The sequence below is a fragment of the [Collinsella] massiliensis genome (assembly GCF_002161605.1).
Taxonomy (GTDB): Bacteria; Actinomycetota; Coriobacteriia; order Coriobacteriales; family Coriobacteriaceae; genus Enorma.
In genome coordinates this window covers 59,176-77,212 of record NZ_NFIE01000006.1, presented here as the reverse complement: position 1 = coordinate 77,212, position 18,037 = coordinate 59,176, and the positions used below count along the sequence as shown (strand labels likewise).

The following is an 18,037-nucleotide window of genomic DNA, read 5'->3' as shown; positions in this document are numbered from 1 at the left end:
TCAACCGTTCGCTCCATCCCGTTCGCACGCCGCGGAACACCGTTTCGCCGCCGCGCCTAGACGCTGCGGTACGTAGGGCTCTGCGGGTCGCGCACGTTGATGTACGTGATGCCCTCGACCTGCTCGATGAGCTCGGTGACGACGCGCTCCTTGAGGGCGATGTTCTCGGGCGACCCCAGGGAGACCTCGATGCCGGAGGTGAGGTTCGCCGAGATGGCCTCGACCGATTCGAGCGAGAGATCCTCGATCTGGTCGAGGAAGTCTTCTGAGAAGCCGTCGGCGTACTTGAGGCCGGCGAGGACGACGTCGGAGGTGATCTCCGCACCCGATGCGGGCGAGACGTCCGCGGGTATGTCGATGAACAGGACCGCCTTGTCGCGGCGGGCGATCGCGAGCGCGGCCTGCGCGCCCGTGAGCACGTTGCCGTCGCTCGCGGCGCCGTCTTGGGCGGTATCGGCATCCGTCGCGGCGGCGCCCCCGGTATCGGAAGCGGCGTCCCCAGCTGCCGCGTCGGCGGCGGCATCCCCGGCAGCCGCATCCCCATCGCTCGAGGTGCCATCCGCTGCCGCGGCATCATCGGAGGCGCCATCAGCCTGGGTATCCGCGGCGCCATCCTGAGCGTCCGCGCTGCCGCCCGCCGTGCCCTCCTCCGTGGAGCCGGACGCCTCGGCATCGGCCTCCTCTTGGGTCTCCCCTGTCGTGGACACGATGTTCCCGTCGGCATCGACCGTCACCGACAGCGAGATGGGCGCGATCCAGGTCTCGTCCGTGCCGATCGCCCAGGCGACGTCGCCCGATGTGATGTAGGCGATGGCCGCGACCTTGCGCTCGACGGGCGTGATGGTGAGGGTATGTGGGAACGTCCGCTCGATCGTGACGCCGGCGACCCAGGGATTCTGCATGAGCGATTCCTCAATCGCGGCGGTGTCCACGTTGAGGAGCGTCGTCCCGTCCGGCACGTCGACCAGGCGCTCGACCATCTCCTGCGACACATGCTCGCTGCCGTTCACCACCACGTCGCTCGCGGCGAAGATCGGGGAGTTCGCGACGACGACCCATATGACGACGGCCGCGACGAGCGCGGCCACGGCGATGATGCCGATGCGGGCGATGGGCAGGCCGAGGATGCCCGCGCGCGCGGTCGAGGCAGGCGTGCGCGCAGACCCCTTCGAGGAGGGCGCGGCGCCCCCCTGCTCCGCGGCGGTGATGCGCTTGGTGGGTTTCAGGGCAGGCTTCGCCGGAGCGCCCTGACGCTTCGCCTTCAGGCCAGCGGGCTTCGCGGCCTGCTTGGCTGGGCCCTTGAGCGTCTTCCCGCCCGGGGCGGAGGCGAGGGCGCGCTTCGCGCCCGCGGCCGGTTTCTTGGTTGTGACGGGCTTCTTGGCCGCGGCCGGCTTCTTGGCAGCGGGCCTCTTTGCGGAAGACGCCTTCCTGGCCGCCGACGGGGCGCGCCCGACGGACGCCTTCTTGCCTCCCGCGGCCTTCGCGCGGCGGTACGTGGGCTTAGCGGCGCGAGAAGCCGAGGAATTTGACTTCCGGTTGGAGCTCAACGCCATACTTCTCACGCACCTTCCCATACACCTCGCGGATGACCGCCATGACATCCGCCGCGCTCGCGGCGCCCGTGTTCACGATAACGTTAGCGTGAACGTCGGACACGCAGGCGCCGCCCACGGAAAAACCCTTCAATCCACAGTCCTCGATCATCTTCCCCACGCTGCCGTCGGGCGGGTTGCGGAAGACCGACCCGCACGACGCCACGCCCTGGGGCTGCGTGCGGCGCCGGCGCGACAGGAAGCGCTCCATGCGGTCGCGGATGTCCGTCTTGGCCGCCGGACGCAGGGAGAGCGTCGCCTCGAGGATGATCTCGTCGCGGGGCAGGCTGCTCTCGCGGTAGCCCCACGCGACCTCGTTCCCGCGGTAGTGCTTGAGCCCCTCGCCCGGCTTGTAGGTGATGACGTCCTCGATAAGCGAGCCGATCCACTCATCGCGCGTCCCGGCGTCCATCGAGACCGCGCCGCCCACGGTGCCGGGGATGCCCACGGCGAACTCGAGGCCGGAGAGCCCCTTCGCGTAGGCCTCGTTCACCAGGCGCGCGAGCACGGTGCCCGCGCCAACCGTCACGGTGCAGCCGTCCTCGGCGATCACCGTGCGCGAGAACTCCCGGCCGAGCGTGACGACGGCGCCCGCGTACCCCTCGTCTGAGACGAGCACGTTCGATCCGCGGCCGAGCACCACCCAGGGCACCCGCTCGCGCTCGAGCTCCTCGACGGCATGGCGCAGGGCGTGGTAGCTATGGCAGGTAATGAAGAGCGCCGCCGGGCCGCCGATGCGGTAGCTTGTGTGCCGCGCGAGCTTCTCGTGCTCGGTGACGTCCGTATCGAGCGCCCCGGAGAGCGCCATGACCACGTTGAAGAGGCCCACGCCGCCTCACGCGTCCTTATCTTCCATATAGGCCACGAACTCCGGCCCCACGGTGGTGACGTCGCCGGCGCCCATGGTGATGAGCAGGTCGCCCTCCTCCGCGATGTGCGAGAGCACCTCGGGCAGCTGCATGCGGTCGGCCACGTAGCGGACATCCTTGCCGGGATGGTGCGCGCGCACCGTGTCGGCGAGCATCTTGCTCGTCACGCCCGGGATGGGCATCTCGCCGGCCGAGAACACGTCGATGAGCACGAGCCGGTCGGCGCGCTCGAAGGCGTCGGCGAAATCGTCGGCGAGCGCCTGGAGGCGCGAGTAGCGGTGCGGCTGGAAGACGACGTCGACGTGTTTGAAGCCGAGCGTGCTCGCGGCCTCAAGGGTCGCCTTGACCTCGGTGGGATGGTGGCCGTAATCGTCGACGACCGTGATGCCCGCCACGTCGCCCACGTGCGTGAAGCGCCGGCGGACGCCCGCGAACCCGGAAAGCGCCGTGGCGGCCGCGGCGGCATCGAGGCCGAGCGTCCAGGCGACCACGAGCGCGGCCGTGGCGTTCAAGAGGTTGTGCGTGCCGGGGTTGCTCTTGATCGAGACCTCATGCTCGCTGCCGTCGGGCAGCATGACGCGGCAGCGCCCCTCGATGCCCTGGGCGGGCAGGGGCACGCAGCGCGCGTCCACGCCCTCCGTGAGGCCGTAGGTCACGACCTTCCGGCCCGTGCTGCGCGCGAGCTCGGCAAGGCTCTGGTCGTCACCGCACACGACGACCGTGCCGGCCTCGCCCACGAGCCCCATGAACTTCGCGAACGTCTCGCGGATGTCATCGAGCGAATCGTAGTGGTCGAGGTGGTCGGCCTCGACGTTCGTGACGACGGCGATGTCGGGGTCGAGGTAGAGGAAGGAGCGGTCGGACTCGTCCGCCTCGGCGACGAAGTACGCGCCCGAGCCGTTGCGGCCGTTCGTGTCGTAGCCCTCGACGATGCCGCCGATGAGGAAGCTCGGGTCGAGCCCCATGCGGTCGAGCATCGTGGCCACCATGGAGGAGGTGGTCGTCTTGCCGTGCGTGCCCGCGACGGCGACGGTGGTGTAGCCGCGGCCGAGCTCGGAGAGCATCTTCGCGCGCGGCCAGACGGGGATGCCGAGCTCACGGGCGCGCGCGAGCTCCGGGTTCGTCTCCGGGATGGCCGTCGAGACCACCACGACGTCGGGCTGGACGGCGTCGATCGTCGCCGCGTCGTGCCCGATGTGGATATCCACGCCCGCGCGGATGAGCTGGCGGATGTAGCGCGAGGTCTTGAGGTCTGAGCCGCTCACCGCGCTTCCGCGCTCATGCAGCACGAGGGCGATGCCGCTCATCCCGGCGCCCCCGATGCCGATGAAGTGGATGCGGTTCAGGCGCGCGGGTGTCTGAGAATCTGCCATGGAGGATGCTTCTCCTTCAGCTTCGTTCCGATGTTCAAGGAGAAGATTGTACGTCAAATCACAGAGCGGAGAAAGGCGCGCACAGTATCGCTATGCGCGCCGCGGCGCGTCATGCTGCGCGCCAGGTTGCCTGCGTTGTGTCGCCGGGGGTCAGCGGGCGATGCGCTCCACGGCGTCGGCGAAGCGCTCGGCCGCCCGCGCCTGGCCGAGCCCCTCGGCATGCGCGCGCATCTCGGCACGGCGCTGCGGGTCGCGCAGCAGGCCGAGGAGCATGTCGGCGAAGGCCGGCTCGTCGATGGCGGCGTCGGCGCACATCTCGGCCGCGCCCGCGTCCACGAGGTAGCGCGCGTTCGTCGTCTGGTGGTCGGCCGTGGCGTGCGGGTAGGGCACGAGCACCGCCGGGACGGCGAGGGCCGCGATCTCGGCGATGGAGGAGGCGCCCGCGCGGGAGAGCACGAGGTCCGCTGCGGCGAGGACGTCGCCCATGTCGTCGATGTAGGGACGCACGTGGTAGCGCTGCGCCTCGGCCTCGTCCAGCGCGAGCGCGCGCTCCGTGGCCTCGAAGTCGTCCGCGCCCGTGGAGTGCAGCACGTGCACGCCCTCCATCGAGAGCAGCTCGTCCTTGAGCGCGACCATGCGTTCGTTCAGGTGGTGGGCGCCGAGCGAGCCGCCGAACACCACGAGGAGCGTCGCTCCCTCCGGCACGCCGAGCTCGGCGCGGCCGCGCGCGCGGTCGCCGGCGAGCACCGAGGCGCGCACGGGATTGCCCACGAGCTCGATTGCCGCGGGGGACGCACCGCGCTGCTCGAACACCGCGCGCACCGCGGGCTGGGCGATGCCGATGAGCGCGGCGCCCTTGGCCGCTTGCTTGTTGGCGAGGCCGGGGACGGAGTTCTGCTCGTGGAGGGCATACGGGATGCCGAGCTTCGCCGCCGCGCGGACGAGCGGCAACTCGATGTAGGCGCCGAAACCGACGGCGACGTCGGGGCGCAGCGCGGCGTCGCGCTTGAAATCGCGGACGAGCCGGCCCTCGGTGCGGGCGAGGTTCGCGAGCGCGGAGATGACCGTCCAGGGGCGCTCGCGGTCGAAGCCCGTCACGTGGATGGGTGTGAACGGGAAGCCCGCCGCGGGGACGAGCTTGCCCTCGAGCCGCCGCGATTCGCCGTAGAACCGCACGTCATGGCCGCGCGAGCGCAGCTCCTCGGCGAGCGCGAGCGCGGGGTTCACGTGCCCCGCCGTGCCTCCGGCGGCGATGGCGACCTTCAACTTAGCGGCCATGGTCCTCTCCCCTTCCGCGTCCGCGGCCTCCCGACCGGGTGCCGCCCGCTCCATCATACCGCGTCTGCACGCCCCGCGAGCGCAGGCGATCCGCCGGGTCCGAACCCAGGCGCACGCGCTCGTAGGAACCGCGCCGGTCGAGCTCGCCGGTCTGTCCTGGTAGGCGGGTCTGCGCGCTGCGCGGCGGGCGCGTGGCGCGGCGCGGGCGTGCGTCCGCATCGCCCCGGCGCGCGGAACGGTCGTCCGGGGTCACGACCCCCATGCCGTCCACGACGGTGAAGCCCTCGTGCCGGCGCGCGGAGCGCGGGTGCGGTACGCCGGCCGTGCTCCCCTCGATCCCGCGCGGGACCGGGCTCGCGGCAAAGCCGTCGGCCGCCGCCTCCCCGTCCTCGGCGACCACGCGCATGCCGGCGCGCCGCGCGTCGTAGACAGTCTTCGGGTTGCTCTCGAGCGAGACGCGCATAACGAGCGCCGCCAGGATGAACGCACCGATGAGCGCCGAGCCGCCGTAGGAGATGAAGGGCAGGGGCTTGCCCGTCATGGGCGTGACGCCCACGATGCCCATGATGTTGATGAGGTACTGCAGGCAGATCATGGTCGAGCAGCCGTAGGCGATCATCTTCCCCTGCGTCGTGGGCGCCTGCTCGGCAATCTTGAACCCGGAGTAGACGAGCCCCGCCACGACGGCGAAGAAGATGAGCGTGCCCACGAAGCCCACCTCCTCGCCGATGATGGCGAGGATGTAGTCGTTGTGCGCCTCGGGCAGGTAGTTGTACTTCATCGTGGAGTTGCCGATGCCGCGGCCGAAAAGGCCGCCCGAAGCGAAGGCCATGATGGCGAGCGTGGCCTGGTAGCCGTCGCCGTAGGCGTCCTGCCAGGGGTCGAGCATGGTCATGAAGCGCGCGATGCGGTACGGCTCCGCGACGATGGCGGCGATGCCCACGACCGCAATGATGAGCAGCGCGCTGCCGACGAGCCTGCCCGAGATGCCCGCGAGCACGCACATGAGGAACACCGTGCCCACGATGATGATGCAGGTGCCGAAGTCCGGCTCGAGGATGAGCAGAAGTATCGGCACGCCGAGGGCGATGGCCATGCGCACGATGAAGCCCTGGCCGTCGATGGCGTGCTCGCCGTAGAACTCGTTCATGATCATCGCCGCGGTGAGGATGACGACCGGCTTCTCGAGCTCGGAGGGCTGGAACTGGAAGCCCGCGATGACGATCCAGCGCGTGGCGCCGCCGCTCTCCTCGCCCACGACCAGGACGGCCGCGAGGAGAGCCGTGAAGAACGCCCAGGCACCCCACATGAGCGCCGAGCGCGTGACCGACATGCTCACGGCGAGGGCAACCGCCGCCGCGGCGAGGGCGACGAGGAGGTTCTTCAGCTGCGCGGTGAGGAAGTACGTGGAGCTGCCGTACTCGCTGAGCGCCTCGACGCTCGAGGAGGAGTAGACCATGAGCAGGCCGAAGGCGACGAGCGCGGCGAGGCAGGCGATGAAGATGATGCGCGGGCGCATGATGCGGGCGGGCACCGTGCCGATGAGCTTCTCGCCCAGGGCGGAGTGCTCCCCCGGCGCGCGGCGCGTGCGGCCGCGGGCGGCGCGCCCCGTGCGGGAACCCGCCTCCCCGGCCGAGCCGGCATCATGCCGCTCCTCGGCGGCCGCTCGCATCGTGGACTTCGCCATGGGGATCACCCGCGCGCGGCGAGGTCCGCCACGAGTTCCTTGAACCGGCGGCCCCGCTCCTCGAAGCCCGAGAACTCATCGAACGAGGCGCAGGCGGGCGAGAGCAGCACGACGTCGCCCGGGCGCGCGCACCCGTGCGCGGTGCTCACGGCGGCCGCGAGGTCGGCGGCTTCCATGAGCTCGACGCCGGATGCGCCCGCAGGCCCCTCGAGCGCGGCGAGGAGGCGCGCGCGGGCGTCGCCGAAGCAGATGACGGTGCGCACGGTCGATGCCGCGACGCGCTCGGCGAACGCCTCGAGCGGCGTGCCCTTGTCGCTGCCGCCCAGCAGCAGCACCACCGGCTCGCTCGGGAACGCCGTGAGCGCCTTCTCGACGGCGTCGGTGTTCGTGGCCTTCGAATCGTTCACGTAGCGCACGCCGTCGACCACCGCGACCGGCTCGATGCGGTGCTCGAGCGGCTGGAACGTGGTGAGCGCGCGCCGCACCGCGGAGAGGGGCGCGCCCACCCAGAGCGCGGCCGCCGCGGCGGCGAGGGCGTTGAGCTCGTTATGGGCGCCCGCGATGCAGAGCTCGTCGGTGCGCACGAGCTCCATCTCGGCGCCGCGCAGGCGGCAGGTGAGCACGCCGTCTTCCACGAAGGCGGCGCAGTCGGCGAAGGTATCCTCATGGGAGAGCTCGCAGACCGCCGCGCCCGTCGCGCGCGCCTCATCAAGCGCCGCGGCGGAGCCCGCGTCCTCGACGCAGACGATGACGAGGTCGCCCGGCTCCTGGCGCGCGAAGATGCGGCGCTTGGCCGCGGCGTAGGCCTCGAGCGAGCGGTGCCAGGCGAGGTGGTCGGGCGTGATGTTCAGCAGCACGGAGACGCGGGGATGCAGCAGGCTCGAGCACGCGAGCTGGTAGCTCGAGAGCTCAGCCGAAAACCAGGATCCCGGCTCGCGCGCGTCCACGGCGGCGGTCGGCACGGAGCCGATGTTGCCCACCGCGTGCGAGGGCATGCCGGATGCGTTGAGGATATGGTCGACGAGCGAGGTCGTCGTGGTCTTGCCGTTCGTGCCCGTCACCGCGATCCAGCGATCCGGCGAGAGCCGGTAGGCGAACTCGGGCTCGCCCATGATCTCGGACGCATGCGCGCGGGCGCTCGCGAAGAAGTCGCTGAACTCGGAGATGCCGGGGCTCGCCACGCACACGTCGAAGGCGCCCTCGACCTCCTCCGTCCCGAGCACGCAGCGCACGCCGCGCTCCTCGAGGGCGCGCGTCCGGTCGCTGGGCGCGGCCTTCGCCCCGCCGTAGAGGCACGCGCTGCGCACGCGGCCGCCCATGTGGTCGGCGGCCCACTCCGCCACGGCGAGGCCCGTCTTGCCCAGGCCGAGCACGAGCAGGTCGAATTCCTCGGGAAGCATCCCGTCGTTCCCACGCATCTAAACCCCTACCCTACCTGGAAGAAGAGGGCGAGGCCGATGGCGCCGAACGCGGCGGCGACGATCCAGAAGCGGATGACGACCTTCGTCTCCGCCCAGCCCTTCTTCTCGAAGTGATGATGGATGGGCGCCATGAGGAACACGCGCTTGCCCGTGGCCTTGAAGCTCACGACCTGGATCATGACCGAGAGCGCCTCGATGATGAAGAGGCCGCCCACGATGAGCGAGATGACCTCGGTGTTCGTCATGACCGCGACGGCCGCGAGCGCGGCGCCCAGGGCGAGCGAGCCGGTGTCGCCCATGAAGATGCTTGCGGGATAGCAGTTGAACCACAGAAAGCCCAGGCAGGCGCCGGCGCACGAGGTGCAGAAGACCGTGAGGTTGGAGTCGCTGCACAGAAACGAGATCGCCGCCATGACGAGCAGGGCGATCATGGAGGTGCCGCCGGCGAGGCCGTCGAGGCCGTCCGTGAGGTTCACGGCGTTCGAGAGGCCCACGATGAGGAGCCACGTGAACACCAGGTAGAGCCAGGGGATGCGGAACGGCTCCCCCGCGAGGTCGACCGTGGTGGTGAGGACGCCCAGGTCGATGGTGAAGCCGCCCGGGAAGCGGACGAGGGGCTCCACGCCGCACCAGTTGACCGCGAGCAGGCAGAACGAGACGCAGATGAGCGTGAGGCCGATCATCTTCGCGTGCGGCGTGAGGCCGAGCGAGCGGCCGTGCGTCACCGAGGTAGCGTCGTCAATGAGGCCGAGCACCCCCGTCGCGAGCGTCACGAGCAGCACGAGCACGAGCTCCGTGGTGAGCTTGCCCATGAGCAGGCTGGTGATGGCGACGGAGAGCAGGATGACGACGCCGCCCATGGTAGGCGTGCCCTGCTTCACGAGGTGCCGCTCGGGACCGTCGGCGCGCACCTGCTGGCCGATGCCCTCGAACTTGAGGATGCGAATCCACAGCGGCATGAGGACGAGCACGATGCCCGCCGCGATGCCGAGGGCGATGAACGCCTGGTAGGTGGGGTAGAGCGGATTGCCGAACATCTAGCAGACCTCCTCGACGAGCCGGTCGAGACCGACGAAGCGCGAACCCTTGACGAGCACCACGTCGTCCGCGCGGAACGCCCCGGCGAGGCGCTCGATGGCGGCGTCCACGTCGGGGAGCTCGAGGACGGCGTCGTCCGAAAGGCCCATGAGGCGGGCGGCGGCGGCCATATCGCGTGCGCCGTCCGCGCCCACGCACACGAGGTAGTCGGGCTTCTTGGCCGCGGCGTAGGCGCCCACGAGGGCGTGGAGGCGCGGCGCCTCGTCGCCGAGCTCGCCGATCTCGCCCAGGACGGCGATGCGGCTGCCCGTGGCGGGAAGCAGCTCGAGCAGGTCGAGGGCGGCGGCCATGGACTCAGGACTCGCGTTGTACGAGTCGTCGATGACGCGCGCGCCACTCCGGGCGCGGCGGATCTCCTGGCGGCGGCCGGTGATGGCGAGCTCGGAGAGCGCTGAAGCCATGTCCTGCGCGCCCACGCCCATAAGGTCGCCCACGGCGATCGCGAGGATGGCGTTGGAGACGGACTGCGCGCCCGTCGTGGAGAGCGCGACCTCGAGCGCGGCGCCCTTGGGAAGCCCCGCCGTGAAGTGGGGGTGCCCATCGGCGTCGAGCGCGACGGCGCCCATGCGGTAGGCGCAGTCGGAGGACGCGCCCGCGCGCACGATCGAGATGTCGTCGCGCTCGGCGCGGGCGCGCTCGCACATGAACGGGAAGAAGTCGTCATCGGCGGGAAGCACGAGCACCGGCGCGGCGCCCGTCTTGGGAGCGGGGGCGCCCTCCGGGGCGGAGCGCATGCCGAGGACGATCTCCATCTTGGCGCGCGCGATGTTCTCGCGGCTGCCGAGCATGCCGATGTGCGACGTGCCGATCTTCGTGATGACGGCGAGGCTCGGCTCGGCGCAGCGCGAGAGCCGCTCGATCTCGCCAAGGGAGTTCATGCCCATCTCGAGCACGAGCACCTGCGTGTCCGCCGGCGCGGAGAGGATCGTGAGGGGCATGCCGATGAGGTTGTTGTAGTTGCCGCTCGTCGCGTGCACGCGATAGGTGGTACCGAGCACCGCGGCGACCATGTCCTTCGTCGTGGTCTTGCCGATCGAGCCCGTTATGCCCACGACCGTGCAGGCGAGACGCCGGCGCCAGGCATGCGCGAGCGCGAGGAGGAACTCCTCCCCGTCCTCGATGGCGAGCACGGCGCATCCGCGCTCGGCCGCGAGCGCGACGAGCTCGGGGGCGGGCTCGCGCGTGAGGGCGACGGCCCCGGCGCCGGCCTCGATCGCGGCGCGCGCGAAGTCGTTGCCGTCGACGCGCTCGCCCGGGAACGCCACGAAGATCGAGCCCTCCCGCACCAGGCGCGAGTCGATGACGCACCCGCGGCACACGCGCTCGGCATCGCCCGAGACAAGCGAGGCCGAGGTCGCGGAAAGGATTTCGTGAATCGGGAGTTCTACCATGTCTTCCCCTCGGTTGGCTTTCTTCAACCGGCTATTGTACCGTAGGCCCGTGCTACCCCCGCCTGCGCCCGCGCGAACGCACAAGAGGTTCAGAGCGCAGCATGTAAAAATACCCCTGGGGTAATTTTACATGGGTCAGCGGGTGCGCGGCACGCCCAGGATCTTCAACGCCTGCTCCATCGTCTCCTTCACCGCAGGCGACGCCATGTAGGACAGGTAGGGCGTGTCGTCGAGCGTCGCGTACACGAGCACCTTCGGGTCCTGCGCGGGCGCGAACGCCATGAACGACGCCATGTACTTGCCGGCCTGGTAGCCGCCCGAGGCATCGGCGCGCTCGGCGGTACCGGTCTTGCCCGCGACGTCGTAGCCGTCGATGGCGCCGCCGGAACCCGTGCCCTCGTCCACGACGGTCACCATCATCGAGGTGACGGCCTCGGTGGTCTCCTCCTCGATGATGCGGGTCTCGCCGTCGCTCCAATCGACCTCCTCGCCGTGGCGCGCCTTCAGGAAGTGGGGCGTGCACGCCACGCCGCCGTTGGCGATGGCCCCCACGGCGCGCGCCACGGACACGGGAGAGAGCGAGATGCCCTGGCCGAACGACATGGACGGCACGCTCGAGCCATCGTACTCGTCGCGCTGGCGCACGATGCCGAGCGCCTCGCCGGGGAAGTCGACGCCCGTCGACGTGCCGAAGCCGTAGCGGTCGAGGTAGTCGGCGAAATTGTCCGCCCCAATCTCGTTGCCCACGAGCACCATGCCCGTGTTCGAGGAACGGCGCAGGATCTCGCGGAGCGTCATGGTCATCTCGTAGTCGCGGTTATCGACGTCGCTCACCCAGTCGTCGCCGGCGAGCACCTTGGGCGGCACCGAGAACGTGGTGTCGGGCGTCACGAGGCCAAGGTCGATCCCCATGCTCGACACGACGGTCTTGAACACCGATCCCGGCTCGTAGGCGTCGGTCACGATGCGCAGGTTCATGTCGGCGGAACTCGTGTTCGCGAGGTCGAGGGGGTCGTAGGTGGGCGACGAGCACGCGGCGAGGATCTCGCCCGTCCTGGGATCGAGCGCGATCATCGAGCCCGCCTCCGCGCCCGCGCGCTCCACGGCGTCCGCGATGGCCTGCTCGGCCGCCGCCTGGATGTTCACGTCGAGCGTGAGCACGAGGTCCGTGCCGTCCTGGGCGGAGACCTTCTCGTAGGCGCCGCCGGCGATGTAGGAGCCGTCGAGGCCGCGCTCGCGCACGATGGAGCCGTTCGTGCCCATGAGGTCCTCGTCGTAGTAGACCTCAAGGCCCGAGAGCCCCACGTTGTCGACGTTCACCACGCCGAGCACCTGCGACGCGAGGCTGCCGTAGGGGTACACGCGCTTCATGGCCTGCTCGAACTCGATGCCCGCGAGCTCGCGCTCGGCGATGCGGTCGGCATCTTCCTGGTCGACCTGGCGCTTGATGTAGACGAAGGTGGTGTCGGACGTCACCTGCTCGCGGCACCACGCCTCATCGACCCCGAGCACCTCCACGAGAACATCGACCGCCTCGTCGGCATCCTCGATGAGCTGCGGGTTAACGTAGACGTTCTGGCACTCGACGCTCGAGGTGAGCACGTTGCCGTTGCGGTCGTAGATGGTACCGCGCTTCGCGAAGAGCGTCTGGCTCGAGAGCCGGCGCTCATCGGCGCGCTGGCGGTACGTATCGGCGTTGGCGATCTGGTAATCGAAGAGCTTGAGGGCGCTCAGGCCGAGCGCGCCCGCCATGGCGCCCAGCACGACGTTGCGCCGCGTGACGAGGCCGCTCTCGGAGGTGTCATCGAGCAAAGTATGGGGCGAGGCGTCGCGACGGCGCGCGGAACCCCCGCGCCCGGGAACGCCCCGGCGCGCACCGCCGTCGTATCCGCCCGTCCCCCGGCGGGAACCAGCACCGCTTGGACGGCGTCCGTCCCGGCCGCGTCCCCCGGTGTACCGGTCGCGTGCCATAGGTTGCCTCCCGGTCGTTATCGATTCGAAGTGGCAGAGCTGCCCTGCGCGGCGTCCTGGCCGTTCGCGGCGGACGCCTCGCCCTGGGCGGCATCTGCGGAGTCGCTCAGGTCGAGCGTGATGCTGTCCTCGGGCTCGACCATGCCGAGCGCCCCGGTCGCGAGGTCGCGGATGCGCGTGTCGGCGCCGTACACCGAGTTCATGACCTCGAGGTTCGAGCTCTCGTCGCGCGCCGCCTCGAGCGAGGAGGAAAGCTCCGCGTTCGCGTTGAGCATCGAGGTAGTGTACCCCGCGATGGTGACGCGGGCAAGACCGATCGACACAAAGAGGAGCACGAGCGCGGCGAACACCTTGACGACGTGCGTGAAGACGGGGCTTACCGCCTGGTTGGCCTCGCGCCCCGCGCCGGGCACCACGTCGAGGCGCGGCCGCTTGGCGGGACGCTCCTCGGGCCGTTCGCGGCGTACGGGCTCGCTGTACGCCTGAGCCTGATAGTCATAGGCATACGCCGCATTGGAATCAAAGTACGCCATCGCGCATGCCTCCCATCCCGAGTGTGTTGGTAGTTCGTTTGAACTTCGTTTCTGCTTCGTTGCGGGACGGACCGAGAGCGCTTGGCCTATTCGTCGAGACGTTCGGCCACGCGCGTCTTGGCAGATCTCGCACGCGGGTTGCGCGCCACCTCATCGGCGGAGGCAACCAGCGGTTTGCGGGTTATGACCTTGAGTACCGGCACGTTGCCGCACACGCACACCGGAAGGTCCGGCGGGCACGTGCAGCCCTGGCTCCGCTGCTGGAACAAGCGCTTCACGATGCGGTCCTCGAGCGAGTGGTACGAGATGACGCAGATGCGCCCTCCCGGGTTCAGCCAGCGGATCGCCGCGTCGAGGCCGCGCTCGAGCGCGTCGAGCTCGTGGTTGACCTCGATGCGGATCGCCTGGAACGTCTTGCGCGCGGGGTGGTGCCCGTGGCGGCGCGCGGCCGCCGGGATACCGCCCTTGATCGCGTCGACGAGCTGGCCCGTGGTTCGGATGGGCTCCACCGCGCGGCGACGCACGATCTCGCGCGCGATCTGCGTGGCGAACTTCTCCTCACCATAGACGCGCAGGATCCGGGCGAGGTCGGCTTCGGTATAGGTGTTGATGACCTCAGCTGCGTTTAAGGTGTTTGTTCCCGGATCCATCCGCATATCAAGCGGGGCGTCCTCGTGGTACGAGAAGCCCCTTCCAGGGATATCGAGTTGCGGGCTCGAGACGCCCAGGTCGAACAGGATGCCGTCCACGCCGGGCACCTCGGCCCGGCACAGGAGCTCGTCCAGGTCGCCGAAGTTCCCCTTCAAGAGCTTGCGCGGCACGCCCGGCGCCTCCGCGTCCAGCCGCCTGGCTGCCGCCTCGAGCGCCATGTCATCCTGATCGATGCCGATGAGCAGACCGTCCTCGCCGACCTCCCGGGCCATCCGCACGGAATGGCCGGCGCCGCCGAGCGTGCAATCGCACACGACCGAGCCGCTCTTCAGCTGAAGCGCGTCGAGCACTTCGGAAAGCATTACAGGTTCATGCCGATATTCAGGTGTCAATGTCCCCATCCCGTCGTGTCCGTAAGGCTAGTCATCCAAGAAGAAGTCGTCGTCTTCGCTTTCAGCGTCGACGGCCTCCCACTTGGCGCGATCCCAGATCTCCAGGTGGTTCCAGTTCCCCACCACGGTGACCTCGCGATCGAGCCCGACCTTCTCGCGCAGCTTCTCCGGAAGGCCGATACGGGAGGCGCTGTCGATGTCCATCGGCGTCGCCCTCGAGGTGACCTTGCGCATGAGCTGCTGATCCTTGCTGCTGCGGGAGTTGAAGCCTCCACGCTTTTCGAAGAGGCCCATGACCCACTTCTCGAACTCGTCCTTCGAGAACACGTACAGGGCATCGACATCCGGTGCGGCAAGCACGTACACATGCTCGCTAAGCTCGGAGCGAACGGCAGCAGGCAGGGACAGGCGACCCTTGGCATCGAGATTGCGCTCGAACGTGCCGGTCAACATCTCTGCTGCGCCCTCCTCTCGGTTGCTCGGTGCGGGCTCGGTACGGGGAACCACCCCGTGTGTCGACGCCTTTAATAGTAGGGTCTGGCGCGATATTTCGCAACATTTTTTCCCACTTTCTCCCCCACCGGAACCGATTCAACCACCGAGCGACACGGCCTTCCCGAGCGCCCGATCGACCGCGACACAAGATGTTGTGCCGCGCCTTGCGAGCGACCCCTGCCGCTTGGTTCGGCGCACGGCAAGAACCCCTCGGCGCGCAGGCGAGGCGGCCGAGGGGATGTGTTGAAGGCTTGGTGTAAATGTGGAGGGACTCCTCCGGCGACCGGCACGCCGGAGCCCGCGGGCGCCGCATGCGACCGGAACGGGCTCGTTATATCGATGTTTTACCTGGTATCGTCAATAGAGGCCCGTGCCAGGGTGCCCGTGCTGGCTTCGCTGGCCAATAATTCCAGTTTTGTGACGCGGATCCTGCGGGAAGCCCGGTGCCGATCGCCCACCGCCCTGGTAGCGGACTCGGGTATCCCAGCTATGGGGCAATCGCACCCTCGATTGCGCAGGAATCACGTCACAAAACTGGGATTATTGGCCAGGAGCCCCGCGAAGGGCGCGAAACTCCCGCCAGTGCATGGCCTTACGCGCGCGGATGCGCGGCGAGGTACACCTCTTGCAGCTGCGTGCGGTCGAGGTGCGTGTAGATTTGCGTCGTGGAGATGCTCGCGTGTCCCAAGATCTCCTGCAAAACGCGCAGGTCCGCCCCGCCCGCGAGCATGTGCGTGGCGAACGAGTGGCGAAGCGTATGGGAATGCAGACCCTCGATCCCCACCATGCGGCCATAGCGCTCGCAGATGGCATGGATCGACTGGCGCGATATGCGGCCACCGTTCTTGTTCAGGAACACCGCGGAGGTGCGCGACGCGCTGCGGCTGTGTGCGGCGAGCTCCGCGCGGGGACCGTCGAGATAGACCGCGAGCGCGCGGCGGGCGCTGCCCATGATGGGCACGAGCCGCTCCTTCGAGCCCTTGCCAAACACCCGAATGAACTCATCGTCCAGGTAGAGGTCGCGCAGGTCGAGCCCCGTGAGCTCGCTCACGCGGATGCCGCAGCCGTAGAGCATCTCGAGCACGGCCCGGTCGCGCGCGCCCGCCGCGGTCGAGGGAAAGGGCTGGTCGAGCAGGGCGGAAGCGGCCTCGATGGAGATGAGGTCGGGCAGGCGCTCCTCCTTGCGAGGCAGGTGCATCACCGAGGCGGGGTTGGCCTCGGTGACGCCCTCGCGCGCCATGAACCCATGGAAGCCCTTGGCGGCAGAAAGCGCGCGCTCGATCGAGGCGTCCGCGTAGCCCGCCGTGCGGCGCGCGGCCGTGAAGTCCTCGATGTCCCGCCGCGTGACGGCCTCCGGGCCGGTCACCCCCCGCTCGGCGAGGAACGCCAGGTACGCCCGGAGGTCGCGCCGGTAGCTCGCGACGGTGTTCGGCGAGAGGTTCCGCTCGACCGAGAGGAACACGAGGTATTCCTCGGCCGCATCGGCGAGCGGCGAGGGCGCCACCGCGACCTCCCGGCGCGCGGGACGCCCCGCCCCGGCGCGCCCTCCCCTGCCGGCCATGCTACTCGTCTGCCTCGTTCTTGGGCGTGACCTGCAGGCGGTCGACGCCCTCGTGGAACGCGATGGCCGCGCGCGTGAACTCGCGGAAGAGCGGCTGCGGGCGCGTCGGGCGGCTCTTGAACTCGGGGTGGGCCTGCGTGGCGACGAACCACGGGTGCACATCGCGCGGCAGCTCGACCATCTCGACGAGGGTCTCGTCGGGCGAGACGCCCGAGACCACGAGGCCGGCGCGCTCGAGGTCGTCGCGGAAGGCGTTGTTGAACTCATAGCGATGGCGGTGCCGCTCGTACACGAGCTCCTCGCCGTACGCCTCGCGGGCGAGCGTGCCCTCGGCGAGCTTGGCCGGGTAGGCGCCCAGGCGCATGGTGCCGCCCTTCTCGGTCACGTCCTCCTGCGAGCTCATGAGGTCGATCACGGGATGGGCGCACTCGGGCTCGAACTCGGTGGAGTTCGCGTCCGCGAGCCCCGCCACGTGGCGCGCGAACTCGCAGACGGCCACCTGCATGCCCAGGCAGAGCCCCAGGTAGGGGATCTTATGCTCGCGGGCGTAGCGCGCCGCGCAGATCTTGCCCTCAAGGCCGCGGACGCCGAACCCGCCCGGCACCACGATGCCCGCGGCGTCGCCCAGCACGGCGGGGCAGTCCTCCCAGGAGAGCGCCTCGCCGTCCACGAGCTGGACGTCCACGTGGCGGTCGAAGTAGACGCCCGCGTGGCGCACGGCCTCGATCACGGACAGGTAAGCGTCGGGCAGCTGCGTGTACTTGCCCACCACGGCGACCTTGATGGCGTCGGCATGCTGGTTCGCGTGGTCCTTCTTCGCGAGGAAGCCGTACCAGTCGTCCATGTGGCGCTCGCGCGGGTCGAGCCCCAGGCGCTCGCAGACGCGCAGGTCGAAGTCCTGGTCGGCGAGCATGCGCGGCACGTCGTAGATGGAGGCGCAGTCCTCGTTCGTGAAGACGCAGTCCACATCGACGTCGCAGAAGCTCGCGATCTTGTGGCGGATGGCGTCATCGATCTCGTGGTCGCTGCGCAGCACGATGATGTCGGGCTGGATGCCGAGGCTGCGGAGCTCCTTCACCGAGTGCTGCGTGGGCTTCGTCTTCACCTCGTGGGCCGCGGCGATGTAGGGCACGAGCGACACGTGGATGTAGCAGACGTTCTCGGCGCCGACGTCCTTGCGGTACTGGCGGATCGCCTCGACGAACGGCTGGCTCTCGATGTCGCCGATCGTGCCGCCGAGCTCGGTGATGACCACGTCCGAGCCGGTCTGCTCCTCGATGCGGCGGAACTTGTCCTTGATGGCGTTCGTGACGTGCGGAATCACCTGGACGGTGCCGCCGAGGAAGTCGCCGCGGCGCTCGCGCGTGATGAGCGAGCGGTAGATGGCGCCCGTGGTGAAGTTGGAGTCGCGCGTGAGGTTCTCGTCGATGAAGCGCTCGTAGTGGCCGAGGTCGAGGTCGCTCTCATAGCCGTCCTCGGTGACGAAGACCTCGCCGTGCTGGAACGGGCTCATGGTGCCGGGATCGACGTTGAGGTACGGGTCGGCCTTCTGCATGGTGACCTTGTAGCCGCGCGATTTGAGGAGACGCCCCAGCGAGGCGGCCGTGATGCCCTTGCCGAGCGACGAGACGACGCCGCCGGTCACGAAGATGTGCTTCGTCATGATTGTGTACCTGCGCTTCCCGTAGTAGGCCCCTCGCCGCAGCCGGGCGCGGGCGCTTCGTA

At 69.4% G+C, this 18,037-nt stretch carries 14 protein-coding genes; all 14 read right to left on the bottom strand.

The window, feature by feature from the left end; genetic code table 11:
• Window positions 1–56: 56 nt before the first annotated feature.
• The 14 genes from B5G02_RS03625 to B5G02_RS03560 all read right to left on the bottom strand — a co-directional run bounded on the left by B5G02_RS03625 (window position 57) and on the right by B5G02_RS03560 (window position 17,975).
• The gene (locus B5G02_RS03625; RefSeq protein ID WP_094335228.1) at window positions 57–1,553 is read right to left on the bottom strand and encodes an FtsQ-type POTRA domain-containing protein; all 1,497 of its coding nucleotides are present in this window, start codon (window positions 1,551–1,553) and stop codon (window positions 57–59) included.
• A complete protein-coding gene (murB, locus tag B5G02_RS03620; protein ID WP_019238701.1) occupies window positions 1,501–2,421 on the bottom strand; it encodes a UDP-N-acetylmuramate dehydrogenase in 921 nt (306 codons plus the stop codon). Before murB ends, B5G02_RS03625 begins: the two co-directional genes overlap by 53 nt.
• Before the next feature lie 6 nt (window positions 2,422–2,427).
• Window positions 2,428–3,834, bottom strand: coding sequence for a UDP-N-acetylmuramate--L-alanine ligase (gene murC, locus B5G02_RS03615; RefSeq protein WP_094335227.1), 1,407 nt, complete (start codon window positions 3,832–3,834; stop codon window positions 2,428–2,430).
• Window positions 3,835–3,984: 150 nt separating this feature from the next.
• A complete protein-coding gene (gene murG, locus B5G02_RS03610; RefSeq protein ID WP_094335226.1) occupies window positions 3,985–5,112 on the bottom strand; it encodes an undecaprenyldiphospho-muramoylpentapeptide beta-N-acetylglucosaminyltransferase in 1,128 nt (375 codons plus the stop codon).
• Window positions 5,102–6,799, bottom strand: coding sequence for an FtsW/RodA/SpoVE family cell cycle protein (locus B5G02_RS03605; RefSeq protein WP_241146156.1), 1,698 nt, complete (start codon window positions 6,797–6,799; stop codon window positions 5,102–5,104). Before B5G02_RS03605 ends, murG begins: the two co-directional genes overlap by 11 nt.
• Window positions 6,800–6,804: 5 nt before the next feature.
• A complete protein-coding gene (murD, locus tag B5G02_RS03600) occupies window positions 6,805–8,217 on the bottom strand; it encodes a UDP-N-acetylmuramoyl-L-alanine--D-glutamate ligase (RefSeq protein WP_094335225.1) in 1,413 nt (470 codons plus the stop codon).
• A gap of 8 nt (window positions 8,218–8,225) precedes the next feature.
• On the bottom strand, window positions 8,226–9,257 hold the full coding sequence (mraY, locus tag B5G02_RS03595; protein ID WP_094335224.1) for a phospho-N-acetylmuramoyl-pentapeptide-transferase: 1,032 nt from the start codon (window positions 9,255–9,257) through the stop codon (window positions 8,226–8,228).
• Window positions 9,258–10,709, bottom strand: coding sequence for a UDP-N-acetylmuramoyl-tripeptide--D-alanyl-D-alanine ligase (locus B5G02_RS03590; protein WP_094335223.1), 1,452 nt, complete (start codon window positions 10,707–10,709; stop codon window positions 9,258–9,260).
• 135 nt (window positions 10,710–10,844) lie between these two features.
• Entirely contained in the window at window positions 10,845–12,680 is a 1,836-nt protein-coding gene (locus B5G02_RS03585; protein ID WP_342631379.1) for a penicillin-binding protein 2, read from the bottom strand.
• Between the two features lie 17 nt (window positions 12,681–12,697).
• Window positions 12,698–13,213, bottom strand: coding sequence for a cell division protein FtsL (locus tag B5G02_RS03580; RefSeq protein WP_094335222.1), 516 nt, complete (start codon window positions 13,211–13,213; stop codon window positions 12,698–12,700).
• 86 nt (window positions 13,214–13,299) lie between these two features.
• Window positions 13,300–14,265, bottom strand: coding sequence for a 16S rRNA (cytosine(1402)-N(4))-methyltransferase RsmH (gene rsmH / locus B5G02_RS03575; protein ID WP_071784304.1), 966 nt, complete (start codon window positions 14,263–14,265; stop codon window positions 13,300–13,302).
• A gap of 18 nt (window positions 14,266–14,283) precedes the next feature.
• The gene (locus B5G02_RS03570) at window positions 14,284–14,709 is read right to left on the bottom strand and encodes a division/cell wall cluster transcriptional repressor MraZ (RefSeq protein ID WP_019238711.1); all 426 of its coding nucleotides are present in this window, start codon (window positions 14,707–14,709) and stop codon (window positions 14,284–14,286) included.
• 634 nt (window positions 14,710–15,343) lie between these two features.
• A complete protein-coding gene (locus B5G02_RS03565) occupies window positions 15,344–16,312 on the bottom strand; it encodes a tyrosine recombinase (protein ID WP_094335221.1) in 969 nt (322 codons plus the stop codon).
• 1 nt (window position 16,313) lies between these two features.
• Entirely contained in the window at window positions 16,314–17,975 is a 1,662-nt protein-coding gene (locus B5G02_RS03560) for a CTP synthase (RefSeq protein ID WP_019238713.1), read from the bottom strand.
• Window positions 17,976–18,037 lie beyond the last annotated feature (62 nt).

Bases quoted from the DNA above. Each gene is read 5' to 3' on its own strand.
- B5G02_RS03625 (WP_094335228.1), bottom strand. From the start codon at position 1,553: ATGGCGTTGAGCTCCAACCGGAAGTCAAATTCCTCGGCTTCTCGCGCC.
- murC (WP_094335227.1), bottom strand. From the start codon at position 3,834: ATGGCAGATTCTCAGACACCCGCGCGCCTGAACCGCATCCACTTCATC.
- murG (WP_094335226.1), bottom strand. From the start codon at position 5,112: ATGGCCGCTAAGTTGAAGGTCGCCATCGCCGCCGGAGGCACGGCGGGG.
- B5G02_RS03605 (WP_241146156.1), bottom strand. From the start codon at position 6,799: ATGGCGAAGTCCACGATGCGAGCGGCCGCCGAGGAGCGGCATGATGCC.
- murD (WP_094335225.1), bottom strand. From the start codon at position 8,217: ATGCGTGGGAACGACGGGATGCTTCCCGAGGAATTCGACCTGCTCGTG.
- mraY (WP_094335224.1), bottom strand. From the start codon at position 9,257: ATGTTCGGCAATCCGCTCTACCCCACCTACCAGGCGTTCATCGCCCTC.
- B5G02_RS03590 (WP_094335223.1), bottom strand. From the start codon at position 10,709: ATGGTAGAACTCCCGATTCACGAAATCCTTTCCGCGACCTCGGCCTCG.
- B5G02_RS03585 (WP_342631379.1), bottom strand. From the start codon at position 12,680: ATGGCACGCGACCGGTACACCGGGGGACGCGGCCGGGACGGACGCCGT.
- B5G02_RS03580 (WP_094335222.1), bottom strand. From the start codon at position 13,213: ATGGCGTACTTTGATTCCAATGCGGCGTATGCCTATGACTATCAGGCT.
- rsmH (WP_071784304.1), bottom strand. From the start codon at position 14,265: ATGGGGACATTGACACCTGAATATCGGCATGAACCTGTAATGCTTTCC.
- B5G02_RS03570 (WP_019238711.1), bottom strand. From the start codon at position 14,709: ATGTTGACCGGCACGTTCGAGCGCAATCTCGATGCCAAGGGTCGCCTG.
- B5G02_RS03565 (WP_094335221.1), bottom strand. From the start codon at position 16,312: ATGGCCGGCAGGGGAGGGCGCGCCGGGGCGGGGCGTCCCGCGCGCCGG.
- B5G02_RS03560 (WP_019238713.1), bottom strand. From the start codon at position 17,975: ATGACGAAGCACATCTTCGTGACCGGCGGCGTCGTCTCGTCGCTCGGC.